Annotated in this window: 26 protein-coding genes and 2 pseudogenes; 17 read left to right on the top strand and 11 right to left on the bottom strand. The window is 57.0% G+C overall.

The features are described from left to right. The first annotated feature begins 35 nt into the window (after positions 1 to 35). Entirely contained in the window at positions 36 to 2,789 is a 2,754-nt protein-coding gene (locus tag ACA043_RS19165; protein ID WP_497657704.1) for a two component system sensor kinase, read from the top strand. Positions 2,790 to 2,807: 18 nt separating this feature from the next. On the opposite strand, the gene ACA043_RS19160 is transcribed toward ACA043_RS19165, so the two are convergent. Beyond that, on the bottom strand, positions 2,808 to 3,458 hold the full coding sequence (locus ACA043_RS19160) for a two component system response regulator (RefSeq protein WP_497657703.1): 651 nt from the start codon (positions 3,456 to 3,458) through the stop codon (positions 2,808 to 2,810). Positions 3,459 to 3,579: 121 nt separating this feature from the next. Here ACA043_RS19160 and ACA043_RS19155 point away from each other — a divergent pair, with 121 nt between their 5' ends. From ACA043_RS19155 to ACA043_RS19130, 6 genes are all read left to right on the top strand, one after another. After that, complete coding sequence (locus ACA043_RS19155; RefSeq protein WP_497657702.1) at positions 3,580 to 3,975, top strand: hypothetical protein; 396 nt, start codon at positions 3,580 to 3,582, stop codon at positions 3,973 to 3,975. Next, positions 3,972 to 5,462 (top strand): EscC/YscC/HrcC family type III secretion system outer membrane ring protein, encoded by a 1,491-nt coding sequence (locus ACA043_RS19150; RefSeq protein WP_497657701.1) that lies wholly within the window; start codon positions 3,972 to 3,974, stop codon positions 5,460 to 5,462. The genes ACA043_RS19155 and ACA043_RS19150 overlap by 4 nt, the downstream gene beginning before the upstream one ends. Further along, complete coding sequence (gene sctD, locus ACA043_RS19145; protein ID WP_497657700.1) at positions 5,462 to 6,679, top strand: type III secretion system inner membrane ring subunit SctD; 1,218 nt, start codon at positions 5,462 to 5,464, stop codon at positions 6,677 to 6,679. The genes ACA043_RS19150 and sctD overlap by 1 nt, the downstream gene beginning before the upstream one ends. A 27-nt stretch (positions 6,680 to 6,706) precedes the next feature. Next, positions 6,707 to 6,955 carry an EscE/YscE/SsaE family type III secretion system needle protein co-chaperone gene (locus ACA043_RS19140; protein ID WP_497657699.1) on the top strand — a complete coding sequence of 83 codons (249 nt, stop codon included), beginning with the start codon at positions 6,707 to 6,709 and terminating at the stop codon, positions 6,953 to 6,955. Between the two features lie 90 nt (positions 6,956 to 7,045). Continuing rightward, a complete protein-coding gene (locus ACA043_RS19135) occupies positions 7,046 to 8,407 on the top strand; it encodes a TcdA/TcdB catalytic glycosyltransferase domain-containing protein (protein WP_497657698.1) in 1,362 nt (453 codons plus the stop codon). A 136-nt stretch (positions 8,408 to 8,543) separates the two neighbouring features. After that, positions 8,544 to 9,773, top strand: coding sequence for an anthrax toxin-like adenylyl cyclase domain-containing protein (locus ACA043_RS19130; protein ID WP_497657697.1), 1,230 nt, complete (start codon positions 8,544 to 8,546; stop codon positions 9,771 to 9,773). A 107-nt stretch (positions 9,774 to 9,880) separates the two neighbouring features. Here ACA043_RS19130 and sctW read toward each other — a convergent pair whose 3' ends face one another. The 8 genes from sctW to ACA043_RS19090 are packed head-to-tail and all read right to left on the bottom strand — an operon-like array spanning position 9,881 to position 14,539. Next, positions 9,881 to 10,966, bottom strand: coding sequence for a type III secretion system gatekeeper subunit SctW (gene sctW, locus ACA043_RS19125; RefSeq protein WP_497657696.1), 1,086 nt, complete (start codon positions 10,964 to 10,966; stop codon positions 9,881 to 9,883). Then, positions 10,854 to 11,624, bottom strand: coding sequence for a hypothetical protein (locus ACA043_RS19120; RefSeq protein ID WP_497657695.1), 771 nt, complete (start codon positions 11,622 to 11,624; stop codon positions 10,854 to 10,856). Before ACA043_RS19120 ends, sctW begins: the two co-directional genes overlap by 113 nt. Next, positions 11,621 to 12,211, bottom strand: coding sequence for a type III secretion system domain-containing protein (locus tag ACA043_RS19115; protein WP_497657694.1), 591 nt, complete (start codon positions 12,209 to 12,211; stop codon positions 11,621 to 11,623). The genes ACA043_RS19120 and ACA043_RS19115 overlap by 4 nt, the downstream gene beginning before the upstream one ends. Beyond that, entirely contained in the window at positions 12,208 to 12,945 is a 738-nt protein-coding gene (gene sctJ / locus ACA043_RS19110) for a type III secretion system inner membrane ring lipoprotein SctJ (RefSeq protein ID WP_497657693.1), read from the bottom strand. The genes ACA043_RS19115 and sctJ overlap by 4 nt, the downstream gene beginning before the upstream one ends. Further along, positions 12,942 to 13,274 carry a type III secretion system inner rod subunit SctI gene (gene sctI / locus ACA043_RS19105; RefSeq protein WP_497657692.1) on the bottom strand — a complete coding sequence of 111 codons (333 nt, stop codon included), beginning with the start codon at positions 13,272 to 13,274 and terminating at the stop codon, positions 12,942 to 12,944. Before sctI ends, sctJ begins: the two co-directional genes overlap by 4 nt. Before the next feature lie 9 nt (positions 13,275 to 13,283). Continuing rightward, on the bottom strand, positions 13,284 to 13,592 hold the full coding sequence (locus tag ACA043_RS19100; protein WP_497657691.1) for an EscG/YscG/SsaH family type III secretion system needle protein co-chaperone: 309 nt from the start codon (positions 13,590 to 13,592) through the stop codon (positions 13,284 to 13,286). Then, the gene (sctF, locus tag ACA043_RS19095) at positions 13,589 to 13,804 is read right to left on the bottom strand and encodes a type III secretion system needle filament subunit SctF (RefSeq protein WP_075120821.1); all 216 of its coding nucleotides are present in this window, start codon (positions 13,802 to 13,804) and stop codon (positions 13,589 to 13,591) included. Before sctF ends, ACA043_RS19100 begins: the two co-directional genes overlap by 4 nt. Before the next feature lie 6 nt (positions 13,805 to 13,810). Beyond that, positions 13,811 to 14,539 (bottom strand): helix-turn-helix transcriptional regulator, encoded by a 729-nt coding sequence (locus ACA043_RS19090; protein ID WP_497657690.1) that lies wholly within the window; start codon positions 14,537 to 14,539, stop codon positions 13,811 to 13,813. A gap of 244 nt (positions 14,540 to 14,783) precedes the next feature. On the opposite strand from ACA043_RS19090, the gene ACA043_RS19085 reads away from it, so the two are divergent. From ACA043_RS19085 to ACA043_RS19040, 10 genes and pseudogenes are all read left to right on the top strand, one after another. Continuing rightward, entirely contained in the window at positions 14,784 to 15,569 is a 786-nt protein-coding gene (locus ACA043_RS19085) for a hypothetical protein (protein WP_497657689.1), read from the top strand. 123 nt (positions 15,570 to 15,692) lie between these two features. Beyond that, positions 15,693 to 16,052, top strand: coding sequence for a hypothetical protein (locus tag ACA043_RS19080; RefSeq protein ID WP_497657688.1), 360 nt, complete (start codon positions 15,693 to 15,695; stop codon positions 16,050 to 16,052). Positions 16,053 to 16,070: 18 nt separating this feature from the next. Continuing rightward, a complete protein-coding gene (locus ACA043_RS19075; protein WP_497657687.1) occupies positions 16,071 to 16,622 on the top strand; it encodes a hypothetical protein in 552 nt (183 codons plus the stop codon). 75 nt (positions 16,623 to 16,697) lie between these two features. Then, positions 16,698 to 17,183, top strand: coding sequence for a SycD/LcrH family type III secretion system chaperone (locus ACA043_RS19070; RefSeq protein ID WP_497657686.1), 486 nt, complete (start codon positions 16,698 to 16,700; stop codon positions 17,181 to 17,183). Further along, on the top strand, positions 17,180 to 18,667 hold the full coding sequence (sctE, locus tag ACA043_RS19065; protein WP_497657685.1) for a type III secretion system translocon subunit SseC family protein: 1,488 nt from the start codon (positions 17,180 to 17,182) through the stop codon (positions 18,665 to 18,667). Before ACA043_RS19070 ends, sctE begins: the two co-directional genes overlap by 4 nt. A 17-nt stretch (positions 18,668 to 18,684) precedes the next feature. Next, complete coding sequence (sseD, locus tag ACA043_RS19060; protein ID WP_497657684.1) at positions 18,685 to 19,272, top strand: type III secretion system translocon protein SseD; 588 nt, start codon at positions 18,685 to 18,687, stop codon at positions 19,270 to 19,272. Position 19,273: 1 nt separating this feature from the next. Further along, positions 19,274 to 19,705, top strand: coding sequence for a type III secretion system effector protein SseE (gene sseE, locus ACA043_RS19055; protein ID WP_497657683.1), 432 nt, complete (start codon positions 19,274 to 19,276; stop codon positions 19,703 to 19,705). Positions 19,706 to 19,790: 85 nt separating this feature from the next. Beyond that, positions 19,791 to 20,198 carry an InvB/SpaK family type III secretion system chaperone gene (locus ACA043_RS19050; RefSeq protein WP_497657682.1) on the top strand — a complete coding sequence of 136 codons (408 nt, stop codon included), beginning with the start codon at positions 19,791 to 19,793 and terminating at the stop codon, positions 20,196 to 20,198. A 44-nt stretch (positions 20,199 to 20,242) separates the two neighbouring features. Further along, positions 20,243 to 22,693, top strand: coding sequence for a hypothetical protein (locus tag ACA043_RS19045; protein WP_497657681.1), 2,451 nt, complete (start codon positions 20,243 to 20,245; stop codon positions 22,691 to 22,693). A gap of 127 nt (positions 22,694 to 22,820) precedes the next feature. Beyond that, a pseudogene (locus ACA043_RS19040) lies at positions 22,821 to 23,342 on the top strand (IS21 family transposase); the annotation flags it as partial. Here the strand turns inward: ACA043_RS19040 and ACA043_RS19035 are convergent. Then, positions 23,342 to 24,509, bottom strand: a pseudogene (locus ACA043_RS19035) (transposase); the annotation flags it as partial. The pseudogenes ACA043_RS19040 and ACA043_RS19035 overlap by 1 nt on opposite strands. Positions 24,510 to 24,926: 417 nt before the next feature. Beyond that, positions 24,927 to 25,352: an amidase family protein gene (locus tag ACA043_RS19030; protein WP_497657680.1), complete on the bottom strand. Its 426-nt coding sequence runs from the start codon at positions 25,350 to 25,352 to the stop codon at positions 24,927 to 24,929. Positions 25,353 to 25,363 lie beyond the last annotated feature (11 nt).

The raw sequence follows: 25,363 nt of genomic DNA, 5'->3' as shown, positions 1-25,363 counted from the left end.
TGCACATGGTGCAGCCTGTCGAGACCGTTATCCCTATGCATAAACTTTGGCAAGCCTCACTGACCCGTAGTGTCATCGTCACCCTGGCCTGCGCCATGAGCGCATTCTGGCTGCTGTCCGAGACCATCAGTTTCTATTACCGCTACAGCAAGGCCGAAGCGGAAGTCAGGGAAGACCTGACTTGGGAGCTGAACGGGGTCGCAGAGGAAGAGAATCGTCGTTACGAGTTGGCCCAGATCAGGGTCAATACCCTGTTGAGCCTGTGGAGCGAGCTGCTCAGGAACGCACGGCTTTCCGGGGTGCAGAGCGGCGAACTGAAGCACACGGTGTTCGTCCCTTTTGACGGGGTAGAGATTGACCAGGCGCGCATCGCCGTTGCGGGCCAGGTAATCGAGATTTTTGGCAACTCGGATGCGATCAACCGCACTGAAACCTTTCTGGTGTTGCCGGGGCAGGGCGTGTTTTTTTACCGCCCCGAGAGTCAGTCGGCCGCCGATATGCAGATCAAAATGCAGGCGCTACTGGCGCGGCAGTATCATTCGACCACCAGCGACAACTGCTGGGGAATCGTGTTCGACGACGGTCATGGTCATTTGCGCAGCGCGGTGACGGCGGTCGATGCTCTTACCGGGATCACTGCCGGGCAGTTGCTGCGGGTCGACGATCTGAACGCCCGCAAATATGACTTTTCTTACGTGCTGCGCGATGCCCGCGGTGCCCTGCTATGGAGTGACAATCGCGAGGAAAGCGCATTGCTTGCCGCCCAAGGTGTGGAACCGGACTGTCAGCGTGAGGCCATGGAAATGGCCGGTTTCATTGTGGACTGTGCGCCGCTCAAGGGGCCGCCATGGCTGTTGTTCGCCATCGCGCGCGGTGATGTGGCCATGAGCCGGGTGCTGCCGTTGTTGGGATCGACCGCGCCTTGGACGTTGCTGGCCCAGCTGTTGTTGCTGGTACTCATTGCGCTGATCCTGCAACGCCAGTTGGGTCGGCCGTTGAGCCAGATCATTGAACTCATCCACCGCCAAAAACAGCTCACCGACTTGAGCTATCGCTTGCCGGAGGGGCGCAAGGACGAGCTGGGCCGCATCGCCAGCGCCTACAACACACTGCTCAAGACCCTCAATGCCTATCATCAGACCCTAGAAAACAAAGTCAGGAGTCGTACCCGCGAACTGGATGCGGCCAAGCGTATCGCCGAGCGCGCCAGTCACCGCAAGAGCGAGCACCTGACGAGCATCAGCCATGAGATACGCACGCCACTCAATGGCATCGTCGGTGCCCTCAGCCTTCTGGAGCGCAGCGACCTGTCCGGGCCACAACAAGAACTGATCGGCACCGCGCGTCAATCCTCCGATTTTCTGTTGAGCATCATCAACAACCTGCTGGATTTCTCCCGAATCGAAGCCGGACAGCTGGAACTTTCCTACGAGCAGACCGCGATCCTGCCGATGATCGATCAGGTGTTGCTGACGATCAATTTGCGCGCCCAGGAAAAGCGCCTGTCGCTGCGCACCCTGGTGGCGGCCAACGTGCCCCGGTCAATGTCCCTCGACGGCGTGCGGGTGCAGCAGATTCTGATCAACCTAATGGCCAATGCAGTGAAGTTCACCACGCATGGCGAAATCTGCGTACGGCTCGAGCGCCGGGCAGAGATGCTAGTCATCGCGGTCCGCGACACCGGTAAAGGCATACCGGAAGAGAATCAGCTCGATATCTTCATGCCGTTCATCCAGGTCCGCGCCCATGACAACGGCAGCGGCCTGGGCTTGGCCATTGCCTCACGGCTGGCCAACCTGATGGGAGGGGAAATATTGCTCGACAGCCAGGCCGGGCAAGGCTCGACCTTTACCTTGTTACTACCGATATGCGATCCCGGTGAACCCTCGCTGGCCTTTTCAGCACGGCTGCCCGCGCCGATGGCCTTGCAGCCGCAGTTGGCGATCTGGGGCATCGAAGCCCAGCCGGGAGACTCGCCTTTGCTCGACATGCCGGAGCTTGTTTATCTGCCGGGCAGGTTGTGGCAGAAGGTAAGCGCCATCCTGTTCGAGGAAAAGCTGCCCGGCGACGAGCCGGCCTCGATTGCCCCGTGTGCCTGGGCGCTCAAGGTGCTGGTGGTCGATGACATGCAAGTCAACCGCGATATCGTCGGCAAGATGCTCCAGGAGCTCGGGCATCTGGCCTATTCGGCTTCCTCGGGGGAAGAAGCGTTGCACCGCGGGCGAACCCATGTGTTCGATTGGGTGTTGATGGATATTCGAATGCCGGACATGGACGGCCTGCAAGTTACTCGGCTATGGCGCGACACGGCCAATGGCATGCTTGATCCGGACACGCCGATCATGGCGCTCACGGCTAATGCATTGCCCGCCGAGCGTTATCGGGCCCGGGCTGCGGGGATGAATGGCTACCTCGCCAAGCCGGTCAGCCTTGAACAACTGGCCAGCGGCGTCGAACAGGTGGTTTCGCTGCAACTGGCCCGTGGCATTGATCTGGCGCCGAACCGCAAGCTGCAGCAGCCGCTGCTCGACCTTGCAGACGCCACGCTGAGCAGCAAGCTCTACGAGACGCTGGAAGCTATTCATCAGGATATTGAGGCTGCGTGCTGCGCACAGGACCGCGCCGCCCTGCTGACGCTGCTGCACCCGCTCAAGGGCTGTGCCGGTCAGGGTGGTCTGGATAGGGTGTACAAATGGGCGCAGGACCTGGAGACCCAAGTCAGCCATGGCGGATGGCTGAGCGACGAAGAGGTCAGCAACCTGCGCGGATTGATTTTGCACAAGACATAACGGATGGGTCAGAACCCTTCAATGAATACCCAGGCGGCGCGCCCAATTGACCAGGTCGGCGATGTTATGCGCGTCGAGTTTGCGCATGAGATTGAGGCGATGGGTTTCGACCGTCTTGATGGTGATCGACAGCTTTTCGGCAATGTCCCGGTTACGGTCGCCTTCGGCAATCAGCTTGAGGATCTGGCGCTCGCGAGTGGTCAGGTTGGTCAGCCCGCCGACATTGGGAGCGCTGGTCACGTGCACCAGATTGAGCTCCGGGTCGAGAAACACCTGACCGGCGATGGCGGTTTGCAGGCCGGCCAGCAGAATCTGCTGGGAGCTCTTCTTCAAGATGTAGGCCTGCGCGCCGGCGGCCAACGCATCGCGGGCACGGTGTTCGGAGGCGTCGGCGGTGACCACCACGATGGTCAGCTCCGGGCGGCGGCGTTTCAACTGGCGAATGACATCGATGCCATCCATGCCGGGCAGGCCCAGGTCGAGCAGCACCACGTCAGGGTTGAGCTGCTGGAAGGCCGCGTAGACGTTCAGGCCGTCAACGATTTCGCCGACGACTTCATAGGCCGGCATCGCCGACAGCAGGATTTTGATGCCGTAGATCAGCAAATAATGATCTTCGACGATCAGGATTCGTTGTGGCGCGGACTTGGGTTGCAGATTGGGCAGCATGATCAGAAACCTGACTTCTTTCGGGGAATGGTGCGCGAAGGCTATAGGGTTCAGGTCATTACCGGATTCAGATTTTCCCCAAGACTGACAAAATCGTGTAATTCCTTGCATCGATAACCCTATGAATTTTCCATCTTCTCTGGTTGGGCTTGAAACCGTTCGTGTGCTTTCGAAAGTGGGACAGCGCTGGCACATGAGCCTGTCCGGTGTCCCCGGATGGTGCTGGGAGTACCCACTGGGGCTATGCGTTGCCTTGGCAATAGAATGCGAATCCATTGATGACGAGTGGCTGGTTCGCGCCAGTTTGTGGCTGGCGTCGATACCGCAGAGCCTGGACGACAGCCTGCTGGTGGAGGGCGAGCGTGTTTTCCTGATTCGCCGGCATGACCTCCAGTGTCCGCCCCTGGAGCTGCAAGCGCGCGTGCAACAACAGCTGTCCGTTGCCTGTTGGTTCGCCACCCATGACGCGTCGCACCCGGTGTCCACCGAGACCAGTGCGGTGGGGCGCCTGGCATGAAGCGGTTGAGAGACTGCCTGACGGGACTGGCGCTGCTGTGCGTTACCCTGAGTGCGGACGCCGCGATTGCGACCCAGGGGGCACCGGCCTTCTTCTTGAACACCCGTGGCGCCAAGTTAGCTGATGTCTTGCGCGACCTGGGGGCCAACTACCGCGTTCCGGTGATCGTCAGCCCGCAAATAGGCGAATCCTTTATTGGTCGCCTGGACCGCAGCACGCCCGAGCAGACGCTCGAACACCTGGCGCAGCTCTATCAACTGGCCTGGTACTACGACGGGCAAACGATTCATGTCTACAAGGCGCAGGAGGTGGGCAGCCAATTGCTGACCCCGGCGTATCTGCCGGTTCAGACCCTGATTACCCAGTTGCAGTCCACCGGCATCCTCGACAAGCGCTACTGCCGGGTGCGCAGTGTCCCGAGCTCCAATGCGCTGGAGGTACAGGGCGTCCCGGCCTGCATGGAGCGGGTGTCACGCCTGGCCGAAGGGCTCGACCAGCAAAAATTCAATCGCGAGCGTAATCAGGAGGCCATCGAGCTGTTTGCCTTGAAGTACGCCACCGCCGCCGACACCCAGTACACCTATCGCAACCAGCAAGTGGTTGTGCCGGGCGTGGTCTCGGTTCTCAAGGACATGGCGCAGGGACGCACTTTGCCGCTCAAGGAGAATCAGGGGGAGCCGTCACCGGACGACCGCAGCTTACCGATGTTTTCTTCTGATCCGCGACAGAATGCGGTACTGGTACGCGATCGCAAACTCAACCTGCCGTTGTATGCCGACCTGATTACCCGGCTCGATCACAAACCATCGCTGGTGGAAATTTCGGTGGCGATCATCGACGTCAACTCCCAGGACCTGGGGGCCTTGGGCGTCGATTGGTCGGGGGCAGCACGTATCGGCGGCGTGGGAGTCAGCCTCAACACGGGCGAAGGCTTTGATTCCGGCAATTTTTCCACGGTGATCGCCAACACCGGTAACTTCATGGTCCGGCTCAATGCGCTTGAGCAAAACGCCAAGGCGCGCATCCTGTCGCGGCCATCGGTGGTCACGCTCAATAACATGCAGGCCATACTCGATCGCAACATCACCTTCTACACCAAACTGGTGGCGGAAAACGTCGCCAAGCTGGAGTCGATTTCCGCCGGGTCGCTGCTGCGCGTGACCCCGCGAGTGATTGGTGAAGGCAACCGGCAGGAAGTCATGTTGACCCTGATCATCCAAGACGGGCGGCAAACCAGCCCAATCAGCCAGAGCGAGCCCTTGCCCCAGACGTTGAACTCGGAAATTTCCACCCATGCCTTGCTCAAGGCCGGCCAAGCCCTGTTGCTGGGCGGTTTCGTCCAGGATGAAGAAAGCGAAAGCGTGCGTAAGATCCCGTTGCTGGGGGACATTCCCTTCATTGGCCGGTTCTTCAGATCGACGCAGAAGGTTAACCGGCAAACGGTGCGCTTGTTCCTGATTAAAGCTGATCCCTGGCACCAACCCTGATGGACTGTGTTTATAAACTCAGGTGGTTGAATGGGCCGTTAAGTGGCCGTGAACTGGTGCTGCCTGCGGGCAAACTGCGGATAGGGGGTCCGGACTCGGACATCGTCCTGTGTCTTGAGCGGGATGCCGAGGCGACGTTATCCATCGAGGACGAGGCGGTCCGGCTGCTGTCCGAAACGCCGGCCTGGGTCGACGGCCAGCCCTGGGCGCTGGAGCAGCCGCTGCCGCTGGGCCGTGTGGTCGATCTTGCCGGCCAGGCGTTTGTCTTGGGCCGGGCTGACGAAAATATCCCGACCCAGGACGTGCCTGCTCGCTTGAATCGGCGCACCCCGGCGCGCCGCGCTGTGTGGCACTGGGGGGCGCTCGCGCTACTCTGTGGGCTTGCGTTGGCATTGGGCCTGCTGGCCTGGCGACCTACACTCACTGTGGCGCCCTTTGACCTGGATGGCTGGCTGGAGATGCAATTGAAAGACCCGCAGCTCGCCGGCTTGAGTGTGCAGCGGGGCAATCAGGGCAGCCTGATCCTCAAAGGCCTGTGTCACTCCTCGCCCAGCGTCGAAGGCCTGCGCTCAAAGTTGCGCGAAAGGGGGCTGCTGGTGTATGACGAAAGCGTCTGCGCCGACACCTTGCTCGACAGCGTGCGCTCGGTGCTGAGCCTGAACGGCTATCGGGATGTCGAGCTCAAGAGCGGCACGCGTTTGGATCGCGTGGTGATTTTCGGCAACATTGTCGCTGATGCGAAGTGGCAGCATACCAGCGCTCAGCTGCGAGCGATTCAGGCGTTGGGCGGCTGGAAGGTGGTCAATGATCAGGCGTTGCTGTTCGACGATCTGTTGGCCCGCCTGAGCGCTCGCCAGATGTTGGGCGGCTTGAGCGTCAGTGTCTCCAACAGGGCCTTGCGGGTCAGTGGTCAGCTGGATAGCCTGCGCTTGGCCACGGTCACCGAAGTGCTTGAGGCCTTCAATCGCAAGGGACCACCACGCTTGCAGGCGGTTTTTCAAAACATTCCGGGAATGGCCTCGGCCGATCGCTATTTGCCCTCATCGATTGTCGGCATCGGCGGCAACTTGGACTCGCTCTACGTCCAGTTGGCCAACGGCATGCGTTTGCAACAAGGTAGTGTGTTACCCAGTGGCTACCGGATTCATGCGCTTGATCGCCTGTCGATGGCCCTGCTCAAGGATCAAGATCTGATATCGCTGCCCCTGGACCTGTGAATCGCCGGATTGAAAAAAGGACATTGAATGGCTCGTATCACCTACCTCGAAGATGCCCTGCACGCCGACGCGCAGGGAACCGTACGTCGACACTTGCTCGAAACCCTGCGCCAGGCCGAACACCAACTGCGCGGGCAATTGCGTCAGCCGCAACCGGCTGCGCGGTTTCAGGCGCTGGAACAATGCGCCGATGCCTGCGCCAGTGCAGCGCACGTTATCGAGACCTTGTGGGGGCGCTTTCACTCACACACGCAAGACGTTAGAACTCTGCGCTGAAAACCAGTACAAAACCGCCAAAGTCGTAAAATGTCGGAGGGCAATGCGGCGACACTGGATGCACGTTTTATCCAGTTGCCAGGAGTCACCATGCAGATCCACAATTCCCCTGTCGTGTCTCAACCGTCGGTGTCATCGACCTCCGGTATCGACGCCGCGCAGGCCCCGAAAGCCTTTGCCGAAGTTTATCCAAAGAGTGAGTTCCAGACGGTCCCCTCCAACATTCATATGGTTTGGGTGGGCTCTCAACCGGGTGAGAGTCAGGACAAATACCTGCGCCAGTGGGCGGATAAAAACCCAGGCAGTACGATCATGTTGTGGGTCGACTCGCAACAGTTCGATGCCTACGCCACCAACAAGACTGCCCGCCAGCAAGCCGACAAGATTTTTCCGGACTATCAGGCCGAGAAACCGCTGCGGGGCCTGTTCAGTCAGCTCAAGATCACACTGGGTAATACCGATGCACTGCTGAACGTCGGAGCACAGAAGCAGGCACTGAGCGAACTGAACAAAGAGCTGTCAGCCAAGGGCAACGAGTCCTTGAAAGAGAAGCTGTTGCCTGGCGCCGACAAGATGGTCACCGCGCAGAACGCAGGCCAGGTACTGGCAGCTTTCCAGCAGCACACACGCGGCAATGACGACAAGTTTTTCCAGGCCGAGCGCTTGATTCTGGACCAGACGGTGCGCTCCTGGGAACGTTGCGCCAGCAATCCCCAACGTGATGTCACGTCACTGACTGCGTTGCAGGAAAAGTTCGGTGGCGTCAAAAACATCCAGATCCGTGACTTGAGTAATCGCAGTGATATCCAGCTCAAGAACAAGGATGCCTATCAGCACGAAATCATTGGCCGCAACGGCGCTTACCCTGCCGCCTCCGACATCGCCCGCTATGAGATTTTGCATGAGCACGGTGGCGTATACGCCGACATCGATCTGGAATGCATGCAGCCGCTCAGTGGCGCACTGCAAGCGCATCCGAACCTGATGCTGGTGGGCCTGGCCGGCGCCAAGAACGAAGCCAGCGGCAGTGCCACGCCTTACTTTGCCAATGCTTTACTGGCCAGCCACCCTAATAGCAAGATGCTCGCCGACTTTATCGACAAGATCGGCGAGGATTATCAGACGCTCATGGGCAACGAATTTCGCGGCGACCGCTACTTCAGCCGCCCGAACAAAAGCACGATCGAAGCGACCGGTCCCAACGGGTTGCGCGGGCATGTCGATACCGTGATCCGCCAGGGTCAGGAGCAACCGCAATTGATGCGCAACGATGTGTTGTCGCTTTCGGAACGGATCTGGGACAAGGGACAGCAGCAGAACGATGACTTCTGGTCCTCGATGGAGTCGCACTTCAAGTTCCCGGACAACTACGTTGAGTTCGAAACCGAGGAGCAGCAGCAGAGCGCAACCAAGGCCATGGGGGGGGGGCGTCTTAACCAGCGTGCAGCGTGACAGCCGACACGAATCGCGGAGCGTCTGCCAGGTCGTTTCGGTTGTTTCAACAAGCCCGGTGGCGCTTTTTCCGTCCAGGAAAAAGTGCCACCGGAGAACACTCGTGTCTTTATTTCTTCAATGTCGGGGCGTAGCAATGAACGGTTTATCGCTCAGCAATATACAACCCAGTGCCGCCAGTCTCGAGTCGTTGAACAAGGCTGTTAGCGGTCAGATAGCTTCGGGTGCTGCTAGAAATACCGCGCCCGACCTTTCGCAGGTCGTGGAAAAAGTCCAGCACCGCACAGGCATTGTCGCCGCTCACTTGGCGCCCTTGCAGAGTGTGGCGCAACAGCACAACTGCATTATCGGCATGCGGCCGGTTGAAACCGTGGCCACCGGGCTGATTGAAGATGGCCACCCAACCAAAGACTTCCATATCAAAGGCAAGAGCGCCAACTGGGGGCCGCAGGCCGGGATGATCTGTGTCGATCAGGCTTTCAGCAAGCTGGAGGGCTGCCTGGCGTCGGATCCGACGCGTGTCGAGAAATTCAGCGGGCAGACGCGTCAATGCATCGAAGACGGTCATGCCGTTGCCATTGCCCTGGTGATTTCCAGAGAGCGCATGAACACGCTGCTGGCCGGTGATCTCATCACCGACATGCAAACACCTGACGCCGAGGGAGGCATCAGGTTCAGCGCCAAAGCGCCCGGTGGCGGACTGTACACATTCGAAGCGACGCCTGCACCCGGTGCCGGCGCGGGTCACTACCAGATCAGTCAGCAGGAACAGCCGCTGCAAGTACTGGCGAAAGCGCCGGAGGGCAAGGCGCTGACCGCCGACTATGACTTGCATCTGATCGGCCCTCATATCAGCGACCTGGGGCCGCAAGACAATCTGCCGGTCCCGGATGTTGCGTACGGTGTGTTCAAAGCGCGCATCGATGGCTACAGCGACCGGACCACGGAGCCGCGCCCCAAGAACCTCGATCCGCAACTGCGCCAGGACTATGCAAGCGCTGGTAGCTTCTACAGCAAGGAAGACCCTCATATCGGCAACGCCACGCGCCGGATCGCCGAGATGATTCCGGTGATCAACGCGGCCCTGGTCGGCGAAGGTGAACGAGTGGTTCACCACAACGCCGACTCGGGCAGCCCGGCCAGCGACGCCGCGGCAAGCTATCCGGCGACGTTCTTCTTGCCGGCAAGGCTCGGCGCATTTGATGAAATTTGCGTGATCGAGAACAGTCAGCAAATGGCCGAACTGATCCTGCAAGCGAAAAACAGCGGATACCACATCCCGTTAAACCCGCTGTGGGAACCGGAAGTGACCAGCGTCAGGCGTGCAGACTTTACCCAGGCGAGGGCATTACTCAATCGCGCCTGATAACGGCCGGGGCATATCCATGATCAGCCCCGTCCATTCGCCGATCCAATGTGCAAGTGATGGCATCAACCAAATCCTGGATAATCACCCCTGATCAGCATCGCCACCTATGCCAGTTTTTCCTGATACTCGGAAAACACCTCCGTGATCATCTTGCGCTGCTCGTCATCTTCAAAGCACTCATCCGTCATCAACTTCACCAACTCACCCATTTGCCACACATAGGCGTACTGCAAATCCGGGTCAGGCACCCGGCGTGAGGTCTGTTGTTCGAGCCAGTCCACATGCATCCAGGACTGCTGAACAACTTCCAGCAAGGTACTGATCACCGCATTGCCATCCAGGCCTTCGATCGCCAGCGTGCGGGCAACGCGGTGACAGTGATCCTCCATGCCCATGAACATCATGATGCGTTTGAGGTCGGTGATCACCGAAGCCAATTGCACATCCATGGCCGGGCCCTCAGCCGAGAGTTCGAACGCTAGGGTGCGGATCAGCGTTTTCAGTTTGCGCTTGCGATCGTGCAGTTGGCGAAACTCTTCGAACCATTGCACCAGGCGTGTACGACGTGATGTCGCGCGCTGGTAGAGCTGCTTGAGGGCGACAAAACTGCTTTTACCCGCGCTGCCGAATTCCAGGCGGTTGAACAGTTTCAATGCCCATTCATCATCGTCCATCACCGCCGACAGCGCGTCTTCCAGGCGTTTACGCTGCGCGCCACCGAGGTTTTTCCGCCCCAGCAGCGAACTCAGCAGCAATGCCATTTCGCCGGCGCCGAGTCCGCTGTCTTCCATGCTTGCAAGCAGGTCAGACGCTTCATCCAGGGCCGAGGCGTGTTTATGCAGGTCCTCCATTTGTGCCGAGGCGGTTGCCGTGACGTGCTTGACCAGTTGCTGGAGCATGGCGCGGGCACGCGGGCGTTCGGACTTGCCATCACCTGTGCCGCGGCCTGTGGCGTTTTTATACGCGCCCAGGGCGAACCCCATGTTTTCCAGGGTTTCGGACAAGGCATCGCATGATCCGGCAATGGCCACGAAGTCTATATCCATGGCCTGCAGGTCGAGTTCAGCGCGCGCCAGTTCAAGAGCCGATTGCGCTGGCAAGATTTGCGTCGCGCCGGGCAGGGGACGAGGCACCGGGGTTTGCAGCACCGGGGTGGGTTGGAGGCTGACGGAGTCGGTCTTGGTGATCATCGGCAGGTGTCTCGTGCGGGACCTGCCGCAAGCGCGCCAGGAGGGATTGAAGGTGGGCGTCGAGGTCGATGCGCAGGGTGAACAGCCGGGTCTCCAGCAACGCTTGGGTCGTCGCCAGCGAAGCGCAGCCGAGCACTTGAACCTGAGGGTGATCGGCCAGGGCGTGTCGCACCTGCTGCTCGCCATTGGGGGCAACCCGGACCGTCAGCGCGCCCTGCGTCAGAAACGTCGGCAGTCGCTGCTGCACGCGCCGAACCATCAGTTCGACGCCATCCTGCTCGCCGATGAACTCTTGCAGCACTTGGGCGACCAGCTCTCGTAACCGCGTGTCGAGGTGCTGGGCCAGGTCGGCTTCCAGCGCGGTTTCGGCCACATGCCAGTCCAGGGTTTCCTCGATCAGGGTCTGGCGCATTGCTTGCCGTTCGCTGGCCGCCTCGGCGATGCCTTGATCTCGGGCCAGTGTGCGAATCTGCGAGGCTTCTTCTTCAGCCCGGGCCAGGCATTCACGGGCTTGACGCTGCATGGCCTGGGCTTGCGCGCGAGCCTCGGCGAGCACCGTGGTGGCGCTGAAATATTCAGCCAGTTGCGAGGCGGGAATGACCACGGCGTGCGGTGTGCTGCCCGGCAAGGCAAGGCACGGAATGTTCAGCGGGTTCATAGAAAACGTCCGAGCTTGGTTAACCATTGAACCGCGTTGTCCCGGACCGAAAGCGCGGCATCGGCAACCGGCGGCAAACGCAGGGCGAGCAGATCGCTGAGCGGGGCGGGTTCGACATCCCGCAGCCACCAGCGAGTGCCGGCGTGCAAGGCCGCCTGGCTCAAGGCTTCGGCGGGGAGTGCCTGTTCGGTGCCGCTCCAGTCTCGATGCAAGGCCAGCAGTTGATCGCAGTGTCGCTCATCCAGATAAGGCTCGAGTGCCAGCCGACGGTTTTTCAACAACAGGTGATCGGGACAATTCAATGCCACCACCCCAAGGGCGACGATGAGCTGGGGCAAGCGGGGCTCCAGGGCGAACATCGCCCGTTGTCCGTCGTCGAGGCGAGCGGGCAATGACGCCCAGGCGCTGCCACGGTGTTGCAGGATCAGGCGGTCGATACTCGGGCGACAGGCTGCTCGACTTCGGTAGACGCTGCGCCAGGGGGTGAGCCCGAGCTGGCGCCACCAATCCTCATGCATCCAGTGGCCAGGTTGCCAGCCCCATTGATGCAAGCGCTGTACGGTCTGGTCGACGGTTAGCCGAGTCATTGGCGTCTGGACCGCATCCACCTACCGACCATGATCGCCAGGGTCAGCAACGCCAATGCCACCAGCAACACTATGAGCGGCAGCCGATTGTGATCGAGCCATGGTAACGGTGCATCGGCTGACGTTGACGCTGACGGCTCCGGCAGCGGCTGATAGCGGTAATCGGCAGCCTGCAGGACGATGCTGATGTTCTCGCTCAGCAGGTTAGGCACGCTGTTGAAGATCAGACTCTTGATCGCGGTTTCGCGATTGAGCAGATTGCGTTCAGGGCTGTATTTGATGAAGACCGAGGCCGACGGCTTCGGCACTTCACGGGGGTTCTGGCTGATCCATTCACCAATCGAAACCTGGGCGATGATGACGCCATCCATGGCCTGCAACATCTTCTCCAACTGCTGTTCTTTCAGGTAAAGGATCTTCGCGTGCTCCTGAACCGGTGAAGTCACCAGTTGGCCGGATGGAAACAGGTCTTCCAGGGTCGCGATTTTTTTGCGTGGCAGTCCTTCCTGGCGCAACAGTTCAACGGCGTTGATGAACTGCGTCTTGTCGACCTTGATCGTGACCAGGCCGCCCTTGGTGATTTCCTTGCTGGCGTCGATATTGCGCAGCAACAACAGCGCCAGCATCTGATTGGCGTCGGCTTCGGACAACTCACTGTACAACTCGACTTTGCAGCCGCTGAGCATCAGCACCAGCACGCCGATGCAGCCCAGGCGTAGCCAGCCGCGGGTCATTGCATGCTCACCAGCTTGTTCACCCCTTGAGCCAGTGAGCCGGCGGTCTTGGCAATCAGGTCCACTTCGACGATGGCGTGCAACATGTTCGACTGTGCCGAGAGCATTTTCAGCGGACTGTCGAGCACGCTTTCACGGGCCGTCGCCACGGCGCTGCTCACGGTGCGCGATTGACTCTGCAGTTGGCTGAGTGCCGACATCTCGGGTGGATTGTGTGCCTGACCGAACATGGCCCGGTTGAAAGCGGCAATGTCATCCGCGGCGACAGTCGTGGGCACGGGATCTGTCGGCGCGTGGAGTGCGGCCATGCGCACAGCTTCGATTTCCATAGAAAGGTCTCAGGCAAGTCGGGTGTGTGAAGAAGGGGATGTGGCGATGGGCAGCGCTTCCCGAGACGCACTATCGATCAAGCGCCGCAGCGTATTGGCCTCATCCGAGGCGTCGCCGGCCAACAATTCAAGCGCTTCCTGTACGTGTGAGAGGCCGATCAGCAAGGTCGCCTGAAAAATCCGCTGCGCTGCTGGATCGCTCACCAGGTGCGGCAGGGCGCTACGAATCGTTTCGGCCTGCTCGATAAAACCGTGATTGACCGCCGCCAGGCCGGCCTCGCAGACAATGCGACAGACATCGCGCTCAAGGACGTTCATATCTTTTGAATGATCCCTGAAAGCATGTCCTTGACCGCTTTCATCACCGCACTTTGATACGTGACAAAGGTTGAATACTGCTGAATCGCAAACTGCGCCTGAAGCATCCGCGCCGGGTCGTTCATGTCGGCGGCGGTCAGCTTGGACTGGACGTCATTGCCGGCCTTTTCGACCATTTGCGAGAGCTGGTTATTGACCGTTTCGATGTCCATGATCCGTTATCCCGCATGGCTGATGGCTGGAGAGAGGGCTGCTTGGGCACGCAGGCGAAATTGCGTCGGGTTACACAGGTAACGTTTGCGAAAACTCTCGGTGAAATGCCCGTGATTGGAGAAGCCACATTCAAGGGCGATGTCCAGCACGCGCATCGGCGTCGACAGCAGCAGTTCCCGGGCCCGAGTCAGCCGCCGTTCCAGCAGCCAGCGCTTTGCCGAAAGACCGTATTTCTCCTGGAACAACAGATTGAACTTGCGCAGCGGTATATTGAATTCCAGCGCATAACGCGCCACCGACCACTGGTTCAGTGCGTGGGTTTCGATGAACTCGAAGAACGGTTCGTCGCCGGTCATGATCTGTTGCAGCAGTGCGGTGAAGTAGCGCCGGTCCACGCCCAGGCAATAGATATAGGCAAAGCGCAGCAACGTATCGGGGGAGCCCTTGGCCAGCAGTTCCAGCACGCTGATCACGTCATCCTGCGCCTTCACTGTTCTGATCGGCGCGCGCCAAAACAGGGAACCATGGGTGACGCCGAGCAAATCCACGACATCGGCGTACAGGTGCTTGAAGTCGGCGGGGTAGAAATCGAAGTACTGAAGGTCGCTGTTTGCACTGCACGGCGCCGTTGCACGGTTGGCCACGACGACAGAGTTTGGCGGTATGAGTTGTACTGTGCCGTCAACCTGTACCTTGCCGCCGTACTTTCCAAATAGAAGTCGTACTGCCTGCATCGGTCCTCCCTTCCTGGATCACTGTCTGAGTGAGCACCATGTTCACGCGAGCGCCGGAAAATATGCATCAGGTGATTACCTGAAAGATAAGGTGTGGCCGCAATCATTTTCATCAGTTATTGAGCAAATATGTAAGGCGACGGCGTTTCGGTGAAAACCGGAATGTTTGACGGGAATTCAGAAGAGTGAATGTGAGCGCGTTGTATGATCGGGGTGTCATTGTGAAAACCTTGGGAATCCGTATATGAATATGGCCGTAACAGCAACTACCCCGAAAAGTCCGCTGGAGGACGTGCGCCCAACGCCACAGTCCGCTGCCAATCCACAATCGATGTTCAGCAATGGTTTGATGAGCATGCAAACCATCATGTTGCAACTCACTCAGTCGGGTAATGACTTGTTTGCACAGATGAACAAGAAGTCCGAGATTGCCCGCGATGCGCAAGAGATGGCTAATCAGGTCGAGGCTGTCATGTCCAGGTTGGCAAAACCAGGGGACAAGTTGCCGTTGCCGGAAAGTACAGTAGCCTATATGCGCGCCAACAATATTCTGGTGGACGGCAAGACCATTGATGAGTTCATGGGAGAACGCTCCGGCGCCCAGGCCAGCCTTGAGACGCTGATGGCCAAAATTGCCGCATCCGGCCCCGACGGCATGGAAACCCGTTCATGGCAGGAAGTGATCACCTACATGGATGAGCACGGCATCACCGTTGAGGGCAAGAAGGCCTCCGACTATGTCTGGGGACTGCCGGAAGTCAATTTCCAGAGCGGCAAAAAGGTCAGCCTGGAGCACATGAACACCCTGCGCCAGGCGCTTGAAGACTCCATGGCTTTCGACAAGGGCGACTTGATGATGGTCACGTCTTCGCTGGAAACGGTGGCGGGCCGTGCCACCGATTTCAATCAGCAAAGCCAGTTGAAACTGCAGCAAGTCATGCAGAACTTCAGCACGTCCAACCAGTTGACTCAAAGTATGCAAAGTATGTTGGCCGAAATGACCAAAGGCACGGCATCGGCTATTCGTTAATCGCAATTGACTAATAAACCTTTCAATCGATCAATAGGCAAAAAAGTAAACCCTTATCGACTTCTATAAAAGCGGGCTTGGATAACGGGCTAATCTGCTTTTGTCCTGAGGGTGGAGTGCTGAATGGACGACATGGAAAAACTCAAGGCCATGCTGGCCGAACTGGCTAGAAACAAATCGATGTTTGCTCGTCAAACACAGGAATTCGAAAAGTTGCAAGCCGAAGTGTCTCAGCTTCAGCAGCGTGCGGAGTTTGATCCGCAGGCCAGGATGAAGTTGAACAAGTTGAATGACTACATGAATCGCGAGGGAAATGACTCGCAGCGTCGATTTTTCGAAAAAATGGCCACATCAGAAACAAGCCTGAAGAAAGTGGGAGAGCAACTGCACGCGTTGTCCGCGCTTCAACAAGACGTATCAGTAAAAGAAGTACCTGCGGTAAAAAACACTGCACTGAAAAAAATCAGTCGAAACTTTGCTTGAATCCTTTGGAGAAACACGATGGATCCTATTGCCAATAAATTTAACTCGATCAACTCCCTGGGCTCGGTGCAGCCAACACCGCAGTCGATCGTCAATTCGCAATCGATGTTCAGCAACGGCCTGCAGACCATGCAGAACATTATGTTGCAGCTGACCCAATCGGGTAATGACCTGTTCTCGCAGATGAACAAAAAATCCGAGATCGCCCGTGACGCCCAGGAGAAAGCCAACCTGGTGGAAGGCGTGATGGCCAAGCTGGACAAGCCGGACAGCACCGGGGAGCTGCCAGCGAGTGTCATTGACTACATGAAGGCCAACAACATCCTGGTCGACGGCAAGACCATCGATGAGTTCATGGTAGGCAAGGGCAGCAAGCTCGATAAGGGCGACCTGATGATGGCCAAGTCTTCGCTGGAAACGGTGGCGGGTCGTGCGACCGACTTCAACCAGCAAAGCCAGCTGAAGTTGCAGCAAGTGATGCAGAACTACAGCACCTCCAACCAACTGACCCAGAGCATGCAAAGCATGCTCGCTGAAATGACCAAGGGCACTGCCTCCGCTATCCGTTGATTGGATAACGCGCTGGCCACCGGTTTTTCCAAGGTGGCCAGTCAGGGAGGGCGGTTGTTTTTGCAAGGAGTCATCATGACACAATCTATTAGCAGCGCCGGTCAGGACGACCACGAAGTGCTTCAGCATTTCTTCGCGCGCGGTGGCTCGATTCGTATGTTGGCCGATGTCACGCAAGACGACATCGACAAGCTATACGCCTACGCGACGCAGCTGTTCCACAGCGGCGATATTCAAGCCGCGCGCAACGTCTACACCTTGCTGGTGCGTCTCGATCACTGGAACTTCGAGTGCTGGCTGGCCTTGGGGCTGTGCAACCAGCGGTTGGGCCTGCATGAAGAGGCGGTCAGCAGTTTCGGTCGCTCCGGGATGATCCAGGTGGATGATCCGCGTTCCGCCTATTTCGCCGGCATCAGCCATAGCCTGCTGGGGCAGATCGACTGCGCCCGCAAAGCATTCAATGCCGCGATCAAGTGGTGCAACCAAAAACCTGAACATGAGGTTATTCAGCACAGTGCCGCGCAGTTGCTGGCTCATTGTGCGGTGGAGGGATCGGCATGAGCATCACCTTGAATACGCGCCCGCTGACGGGGCCGCAAACCGAGCAGATGCTCGTCCCGGACACCCCGAAAATCCACGCAGAAGCGCAAACAGGCACCACGGCTTCGCGCGGTCCTTCGACGGCGTTCGGCGATATCAGCCAGCAGCATTCGCGGGTCAATACCCCGCCGCCGCCCAAGCTGCAGGTGTCGCAACTTGAAGCAATGAAAGCCCTGGACCGGATCTTTGCCAACGTCCCGGCGAAGAACGACTGCGGCACACCGATCAGCCTCAAGGATCTGGAAAAGATCCCGATGGACTCGATCATGTTGGCCTCGACACTGCTGTCCAGCGAAATTCTGGGCAGCACCGCCATGGCCAAGTCCAAGGCCCTGGCGATCATGACCGATAAGCAGGAGCGGGTGCGCCAGCAAGAGGTGGTGGACTTCCGCGAGCAGATGGACAAAGCCGTCGAGCAGCAGGAGAAAGCCAAGAAGGCCGGCATCTTCGGGGTGATCTTCGATTGGGTGATCGCCGCCGTGGAAATTGTCACGGGCGTGGCGAAGATCGTCGGTGGCGCGCTGACCGGCAACGTCATGACCGCGGCCGGCGGGGCGATGGACCTGATGGCGGGGCTCGCCGGCGTGGTCAAGGCGGCCGCCAACACCATGGCCCTGATCGATCCCGACAATGCCGAAAAGTACCGGGCAATTGCCGATGTGGCGGGTAAGGTCCAGCTGGGCTTTGAAATTGCCGGGGCCGTGATCGACATCACCAGTGCCGCCCGCAACATGCTGATGACCAAGGTCATTCCCAAAGTCGCCGGAACGGTGCTCAGGGAAGGCGCCGAACAAGCGCTGGTGGCGGGTATCAAGGCCGGTAGCAAAGGCGCCATCGACCAGACCGCAAAAATGGTCGGCAAGGAAGTGGCCTCGCAGGTGTCCGCGCAAATTGCCCAGAGCCTGGGCAAGGTCGCCATGGAGGCGTCCAAGACCGCCGGCAAGGAAGCGGCGCAGAAGATCGTGCAACAGCTCGGCGTCAACCGGATGTTGGAGAAGTTTTCTCAGGAAGCCATCGAACAACTGGTGACCAAAGCGGTGCAAAAGGTCGGGCACGGTGCGATCGAAAAAGGCGTGGAAATGACCGCCAAGGAAGTGACCAAGGCCGTGACCAAAGAGATCAATCGCGAAGTGCTGCAAGTTGCGCTCAAGGCTTCGACCTATACCGCCGTTAACGTCACCCGCAGCGCGGTGGCCGGCGCCAGCCAGATCACCTCCGGAGCACTGGCCGTGGACCGCGCCAAGCTGCAGAAAGAGATCAGTCAACTGATGCTCGATCAACAATGGCTGCAATCGCTTTTCACCTTCTACAAAGACGAAAAAGACGCCGCCATGAAGCGCATTGGCGAACTGATCGAAGGACAGTCCCAGGTGGTGCAAGACGGCAGCAAAGCCATCGCACAAGCCGGTGCGGTGCAAGTACAGATTGCCTCGGCAATGGTTTGATACCAGGAGAAGAACAGATGACCACTACAGTGAATACTCAACCGTTGACCGCTGCTTTGTCCGCCCAGGACGCCGGGGACACACGTACTTTCGACACCGGGGACAACGCCTTCACGCGCATCAACGAAATCATCATGTTGATGAAGAAAATGAACATCGAGATGCGCGATACCTTGCGCGAGTTTCACGATGACATGCAAAAGAATGCTTTCGATAAACAGCTTACGGCGCTGGAGACCAAGCAAAACGCGATTGAATCGACCTTCAAGGCGGCGATGACCGGGGCGATTGGCCAGATTGTGTCAGGTGTCGTCAATTTTGGTGGCGCCCTGACCGGTAGCCAATTGGCATCGTCGGCCACCACGGGGCTTGGCAAAGTCAGTGAGGGGCTTGGCGGGGTGGCGGCGGCAGGCGTCAGTCGGGATGCGCAACAAGCGCAAATACTCGGCGAGTTCCAGGCCAATGCGGCGGAAAACTTTGCGAAAAACGTGGCGGCTACCGCCGACCGTGCTGCCGAGGCTTCGCGGCAACTGCGTGATGCAACCCGTGAACTGGTCGGCCTCTATGAGCGGATGGCCAATGCCGTGCAGATGAGGGCGAAGTGAAATGCCTGCTCTCCAGTCCATTGATCCGGTCACGCAGTTTCTCAAGTCGCAGGGTTTGCAGCCAGAGGTCGCCTATTTTGAAAACAGCGAATTCGTCATGGGGTGGCAGGTCCAGTTGGGAGATTTCGAACTGGTGTACCGGTTTGAAGACAGGATCTTGACGGTGTGTAACTTCACCGCCATCGAAAGCGCCAAAGGAGCAAGCGGAGCGGTTTCGCAGTTCATCTCGTTGATTCACCGGATCGAGCGCCATGTCAAAGAACTTTCTTCGGTGCGCGGCCGCTTCATCGACAGCCTTGCGAACGCCGAGATCAATCAGGTGCGTGAGCGACTGGCGAACGTAATGATGGCGCAGGGGGCATCCTGGGAAGAAGTCGAGGGTGAGTCCTGGCTGGTTTATCCACTCACCTCCACGACGACTCAAGCGTCATAACGTTTAAAAGGGAAGGGCACTTGAGTGGGCCCTCCACACTCTTATGCGTCATCCTCATTTACTAAAAATAATAGAAGAAATCTTGATGTCGTTTTTTCATATTGACTCCTTGCTTCGGGAAGCACTAGTGATCAGCGGTTGTACCGATACACAGATTGGGAGCTTCGATGGCTATAGCACTATCGAGTTGCGACTGGAGCAACTTCCGACGTTGAATGTTGGTAGGCTTGATAATGACTTCTGGTTCTGGAGCGAGCTGTCTGGGATTAGTGATATGCGGATGCTTCATCACTGCGAAGCATTGTTACGATTCTTAATGCACCGCTGTTGCTTTGCGCGCACCGAGCAGATGCAGTTGGTTAATTCTAATGATCAACTGGAATTGCGGGTTTTACTGGCCGACTCGGCACTCGTTGACGCCAAGGCTCTGGCCAATGCACTGAATATGTACTTGGCTGCACTGAAAGAAATTTGTCATTTATTTCGTGAATAAAAATGTTGCGTATTCTTTTATAAAAATTTTAAAGGTCGACCGTTATGCCTGTCGTGATCAACGCCTCTACGTCTAGCGCTCCGAATTTATCCCCGAAAGTTTACTCCGAAAATCAACACCTTCAGCCGCTCAATCAGCATTTGAACGGCGCTCATAATGCGACAGGCGCTAAGGGGCTGGAACGGGGAGAGCACCTAGCCCCTGCACAACCACTAACGCAATTAAAAGAAAAACTCTTGGAGGTGAAAAATCTCACGGAGCATAAGGAAAACAGCGTCGCTCTCGCGTTCAGCAAAACTAACAGTGTGCTGGTAAAGCATGATTCAATCAGCGCATCTAATAGCGTGCAAGGCCAAGGTGTCGAAGAACCTGATGCACCTGCTCGCGCCTTGCGCACAAAAGGCACCGTGAGTGTGGGTGATGCCCAGCGAGTGGCGAGCTCTGTAATGATCCTGCTGGAGAGAGCGTACCCCAAATATCCGGAAAAACTTAAGACCAGTCACTGCTTACTTGCTCATATCAACAAGATGCAGGCGGGTGTACCGTGCTCCAATAATGACCTGTATATATTTTATTCTTTTTTCAAGCGCGCAGAAGATATAACTAGTCAATTGGGCGTTATGAATAGGTTGACGAAAGAAAGCCTCGACACGATGGACCTGAGTCGCATCATGAAGTGGCACTTTCGCAGCGGTCTGACGGCGCAGATTAAAGAAGCACTTGATTTTAAACTCAATGAGCGACTTGCTTACATAGAGCAAGGCGGCAGTCGCTCAAACGACTTCGGCATGAAATATGTGCAATCATTGGATCCTGCAGGTGTGGTCAGTGCCACTGTGCAAGTTAGTAATAAAAAATCGTTATCAAGCACACCTGCGGGTGAAATAAGTGCCCGCACAGGTATCGAGTTCGCCGTTGGTGTTGAACTGTTGAGTGGCCTGGCTGAGCTAGGTCTTAACTTCGGAATGGCCCAAACCAAAAAGTACGCAAACCTGGCAGATTATGTAAGTGCCAACAGCGCCAAGCTAGGTACATGGTTCTCCGAAAGCAAATTTACCACGCTCTCTAATGTGTCCGAAATCATAAAGTTAGCCAGCAACTATGAGAAGGATATTTTCTACGTCAATATAAGTCGCCCTTTTCTAATGGAAAAGCTCACAGCGGCCAATATTAATGATGTAGAAGTCGAAACGGTCGCGTGTAAGATTCGACCGGCCGAGGTGCATTACACACAGTACAAAGTGGTGACAGGGCAAGCTTCAATTAGCTATTTTCTGACGGTTTCCGGGAAGCTCAGCATTAGTCAGGAAACGGGGACTAAAAATAAACGCATGGACCTCATTGATATTATGGCCGCCAGTAACGATGCCGCGTTGGTATTTGCAAAAAACAAGGGGACTGCCAAAGACGGGCAAGTACTGGTTCAGTCAATGCGCGATCATTCAAGGTTGCACAGCGCAGCTGTTACGACAGCGATCCTGAGGGGTGAAAATGTTTCTGTCATTAGGGCGCAAATTGCAAGTTGCAAAAACTCGGCGTCACAAATATTGGCTGACTATGTCGTATCCAAAGCGGCCAACAAAGTAGACATTGACTGTGAGCGAACCATCCAAGGCTTGCTATCAGATCACAGCATGTTACTGCGCCCTGAGTCGCTGAAGATCTATGACGTCAGTACGCCAATCAAGCGCAATGTGTGTTCGGCCACCGTAAACGTTACGGATCCGCTGAAACTCCTAGACGCTAAGGCACAGGCGAATCTCATCAGTGTGCTTCAACACGACGATCCTTACTGCGTGGGTGAGTACATCGAGCTGGAGCTGGCAGGCGAAATCAAAACAATGGATGGACTGAGTCTACTGGTCAATACATTGCTGAACAGTATGGGCAAGCCGAGCCCAGGTCTCGCTGAGCTACCTTCTTCATTAGGGGGAGCCGCGTTGCATCAGTCGCACGGGATCTCATCGACAACGCTGCTAAAAGTCAAAGATGGCACACCGATGATGCTTGTGCAGCAAATTTTTAAAACTGCCCATGATGACAGTAATGTCACAATTCCCACCACGCCAGGTAGCTCAGTAAAATTAATGACTGATGCCGCTTATAAAGTGATTTTAAACGAAACACTGGGGGCGGAGACGCTTGATTTTATTTTGCCAATTGCCAGAAAGAAAATAAAGGACAATGAACTCGGCAAAGAGTGGGATATGTATGTTGCTGCGCATATTAATGACTTCAAACAGATCATCCAGAATATCGCATCCCCTGATACACACCGTCCATTGAAATCTGAACTTGAAAAGATCAGTCAAAACAACAGTGCGGCTCAGTCTATTTATGCAGTGTTGATTGAGAGCGCGAAACAAGCTCAACAAGCACCTACAGACAAAAATTATAAAGTTGCGATTGCGCATTTAAAACATATTATCGCCGAGCATGTAGTGAGCACTTACAAGGGAAGCGTATTGGATAACTGGAGCATCCGCAAAGCATGACCCCCCCGTTACCAAATTGAGGGGACATCTAGGCTTTGTACGAAAAGTATTGTCGCAAACACCGCATGGCACAGGCCAGTGAGATCATTGCCGCAAAACTTTTTAAATGTTTGGAGAAATCCGGTGAATGTACTTCCGCGATAAGCTCTTGCTGCATCAGATAGTCAGGCGTACCGGGCTGTCGAGAAACACCATCCGAAAATTTATCGGAGTACCCGAAGCCACTCAACCAACGTACCAACGGTGCGCAACCTTCAACAAACTCAGCCCATTCCGCGAGACGCTGGGGCAGGCGCTCAAGGCCTATTCTTTCCGGCTAAAACATAACCGCAGGAGCGCCAAAGCACTTTTCGAGCAGATCAACGCCGGGGGGTATGAAGGCGGCTACAGCCAGCCCACCGCGTTTGTCCGCGCCTGACGAGGCGAGCAAGGCAAGTCTTTAGACGTATTTGTACCGATGACGTTTGCCCTCGGCGAGGCTTTTCAATTTGACTGGTGCGAAGAAGGTCTGCTGATCGGCGGTCTGTTTTGACGCATCCAGATCTCCCACAGAAAGCTGTGCGCCAGTCGCGCATTCTGGTTAGTTGCCTATCCCAGCCAAGGCCACGAGATGTTGTTCGATGCCCATACCCACTCTTTTGGTGCGCTACGTTCGTGGCGAGAGCGCTGAGATGCTGGGGTTGTTGCAATGCGTCGAGCCACATCGCGAGCAGCTTTATGGACGCTGCAAGCGATCTTGCGGAGCGCAGTATTCGGTCAGCACTTGACTTTCATCGGACACGTAGCACAGTAGGTCTGTCGGGACCGGAGGATAATGGTGTTGGCTTTTGTGACATGCGAACGGCCGTTCTTGAAGGCTCGACATTTGTTGCGCAATGCTTTTCCGGCTGGGCAGCGGTACTCCTCAGCCTCTTCATTCCAGTGGAAATCATTGCTCAAAAAACTGTCATTCTTGCGCTCGGTTTTGTCACACACCGGCACATACGGATCGATGTCTTTTTCCTACACCATACAGGCCAGCATCAGCGCGGTACCGTAAGCGATATCGCCAATGAGGCGCTCCGGTTTGATGTCGAACTGCGCTTCGACACGTGCGATCATGGTCTTGGTGCTTTCGATCTCGGCCATTCGATGAGCCGGTGTGGGTCCACATCCACGATGACGCCGTGCTCGGTATCGATCAGATAGTTGTGGAATAGGCGAAGAAAGCCGTGCCGCCTGGAGCTGCGGTCCATCGGACCTGCGGATCAGTCAGCGATAAACGCTTCGATAGAGTTTCGGCCAGAGCCTCTTCATCGAGTGCCTCAAGGTACTTACGCACGGCGCGGCTGCTCAGGGACGGATCGCTCCAGTTGACCGGTTCATCCCCTGGTACGCTGCGCTGCCGACTCGCATCCGCCTTGATGATGCTCGCGTCCACGGCAAAGCCTTCGCCTTTGACCAGACCGGCGCCATGCAGCGACGCAGCACTTCATTGAACAACCAGCGAAACAGATCACTGTCCCGGAAACGGCCGTGTCGATTTTTGGAACAGGTCGAGTGGTTGGGGAATGCATCTTCAAGGCTCCACCGGCAGACCAGCGATGCGCCAGGTTCAAATGGGCCTCTTCGCACAACCGCCGCTCTGAGCGAATGCCGTGGAATAGCTAACGATCAGCATGCGGATCATCAGTTCAAGATCAATCGACGGACGCCCAATCGGGCTATAGAAATCGGCGAGTTAATGGCGGAGGTCGCTCAGATCGAGACAGCGATCTATGCTGCGCAGAAGGTGAGTGGCTAGAATGTGATCTTCAAGGTTGAACGAGTAAAACAGCCGCTCCTACCCACTCGATAACTGCCCCATCATGCTGCGTGCTTCCCCGCTGGCCAATGCAGAGATTTTGCCGCAGGCCAGGCAGGGGAGCTACTTTTTCAACAAAGTCGGTTGTTCTCTGACTCTCGCGACGGGCAGAAAACGGCCAAAAGCGTTCATTCGCATTTTCATCGTAAATGTCGGAACCGACGAACTCGGCGGCACCTCTCTCAGCCGCAGGGCCCAACAGACAAGTAATCCGTGCGCAATTAGCGCCAGAAACGAAATCTGATGCCGAGGCAGGCTATTTTCTTGACTGTAAAGCATAGCACCCGCTTGCATAATGATGGGCTTATTGCCTTTAGTTATAGCGGCTCGCACTTAAATACAGCCCTGCTCGCACTAGGCTCAGGTTGTCTGCCAGTGACCGATGGCGACTCAAGTTATGAACGGCAGCGCTTTCTCAACGACTGCTGCCGCAGCCAAAGCAACATGCTCGTGCCAAGGCCGCGCGACGATCTGCCCCCCCACCGGCAACCCCATATCGCTAGTGCCGGCACGAATCACCACGCTGGGCCAGCCTGCCAAGCTGTAGGGCAACGTGTGACTGAAAAGGGTAGGCCGTGCTTCTCCCACGCACGGCGCCGGTGCGGCGTCGACCGGACAAAGGATGATGTCGTAGCCCTCCATAAACCCCAGCATTTCACTGCGAAATTGATCCCAGTCCGCCAACAACTGTACTAACTCCGCCCCGGAGCCTTTGCTCATGGCCCAATAGCGTTCGGTAATGGCTCTGGAGTTGGCCAATGCCTCCGGGAACGCCGTATAGAGTATGGCACCCGCTTCCTTCAATACTTCGGCCACCGACTTCAGAG

The organism is Pseudomonas sp. LBUM1648 (assembly GCF_059716145.1).
Note: the sequence above shows the minus strand (reverse complement) of the source record. Positions and strands in the feature narration are given on the sequence as shown.

Excerpts from the sequence above, each read along its gene's own strand:
- ACA043_RS19165 (WP_497657704.1), top strand. The coding sequence starts at position 36 with ATGCATAAACTTTGGCAAGCCTCACTGACCCGTAGTGTCATCGTCACC.
- ACA043_RS19160 (WP_497657703.1), bottom strand. The coding sequence starts at position 3,458 with ATGCTGCCCAATCTGCAACCCAAGTCCGCGCCACAACGAATCCTGATC.
- ACA043_RS19155 (WP_497657702.1), top strand. The coding sequence starts at position 3,580 with ATGAATTTTCCATCTTCTCTGGTTGGGCTTGAAACCGTTCGTGTGCTT.
- ACA043_RS19150 (WP_497657701.1), top strand. The coding sequence starts at position 3,972 with ATGAAGCGGTTGAGAGACTGCCTGACGGGACTGGCGCTGCTGTGCGTT.
- sctD (WP_497657700.1), top strand. The coding sequence starts at position 5,462 with ATGGACTGTGTTTATAAACTCAGGTGGTTGAATGGGCCGTTAAGTGGC.
- ACA043_RS19140 (WP_497657699.1), top strand. The coding sequence starts at position 6,707 with ATGGCTCGTATCACCTACCTCGAAGATGCCCTGCACGCCGACGCGCAG.
- ACA043_RS19135 (WP_497657698.1), top strand. The coding sequence starts at position 7,046 with ATGCAGATCCACAATTCCCCTGTCGTGTCTCAACCGTCGGTGTCATCG.
- ACA043_RS19130 (WP_497657697.1), top strand. The coding sequence starts at position 8,544 with ATGAACGGTTTATCGCTCAGCAATATACAACCCAGTGCCGCCAGTCTC.
- sctW (WP_497657696.1), bottom strand. The coding sequence starts at position 10,966 with ATGATCACCAAGACCGACTCCGTCAGCCTCCAACCCACCCCGGTGCTG.
- ACA043_RS19120 (WP_497657695.1), bottom strand. The coding sequence starts at position 11,624 with ATGAACCCGCTGAACATTCCGTGCCTTGCCTTGCCGGGCAGCACACCG.
- ACA043_RS19115 (WP_497657694.1), bottom strand. The coding sequence starts at position 12,211 with ATGACTCGGCTAACCGTCGACCAGACCGTACAGCGCTTGCATCAATGG.
- sctJ (WP_497657693.1), bottom strand. The coding sequence starts at position 12,945 with ATGACCCGCGGCTGGCTACGCCTGGGCTGCATCGGCGTGCTGGTGCTG.
- sctI (WP_497657692.1), bottom strand. The coding sequence starts at position 13,274 with ATGGAAATCGAAGCTGTGCGCATGGCCGCACTCCACGCGCCGACAGAT.
- ACA043_RS19100 (WP_497657691.1), bottom strand. The coding sequence starts at position 13,592 with ATGAACGTCCTTGAGCGCGATGTCTGTCGCATTGTCTGCGAGGCCGGC.
- sctF (WP_075120821.1), bottom strand. The coding sequence starts at position 13,804 with ATGGACATCGAAACGGTCAATAACCAGCTCTCGCAAATGGTCGAAAAG.
- ACA043_RS19090 (WP_497657690.1), bottom strand. The coding sequence starts at position 14,539 with ATGCAGGCAGTACGACTTCTATTTGGAAAGTACGGCGGCAAGGTACAG.
- ACA043_RS19085 (WP_497657689.1), top strand. The coding sequence starts at position 14,784 with ATGAATATGGCCGTAACAGCAACTACCCCGAAAAGTCCGCTGGAGGAC.
- ACA043_RS19080 (WP_497657688.1), top strand. The coding sequence starts at position 15,693 with ATGGACGACATGGAAAAACTCAAGGCCATGCTGGCCGAACTGGCTAGA.
- ACA043_RS19075 (WP_497657687.1), top strand. The coding sequence starts at position 16,071 with ATGGATCCTATTGCCAATAAATTTAACTCGATCAACTCCCTGGGCTCG.
- ACA043_RS19070 (WP_497657686.1), top strand. The coding sequence starts at position 16,698 with ATGACACAATCTATTAGCAGCGCCGGTCAGGACGACCACGAAGTGCTT.
- sctE (WP_497657685.1), top strand. The coding sequence starts at position 17,180 with ATGAGCATCACCTTGAATACGCGCCCGCTGACGGGGCCGCAAACCGAG.
- sseD (WP_497657684.1), top strand. The coding sequence starts at position 18,685 with ATGACCACTACAGTGAATACTCAACCGTTGACCGCTGCTTTGTCCGCC.
- sseE (WP_497657683.1), top strand. The coding sequence starts at position 19,274 with ATGCCTGCTCTCCAGTCCATTGATCCGGTCACGCAGTTTCTCAAGTCG.
- ACA043_RS19050 (WP_497657682.1), top strand. The coding sequence starts at position 19,791 with ATGTCGTTTTTTCATATTGACTCCTTGCTTCGGGAAGCACTAGTGATC.
- ACA043_RS19045 (WP_497657681.1), top strand. The coding sequence starts at position 20,243 with ATGCCTGTCGTGATCAACGCCTCTACGTCTAGCGCTCCGAATTTATCC.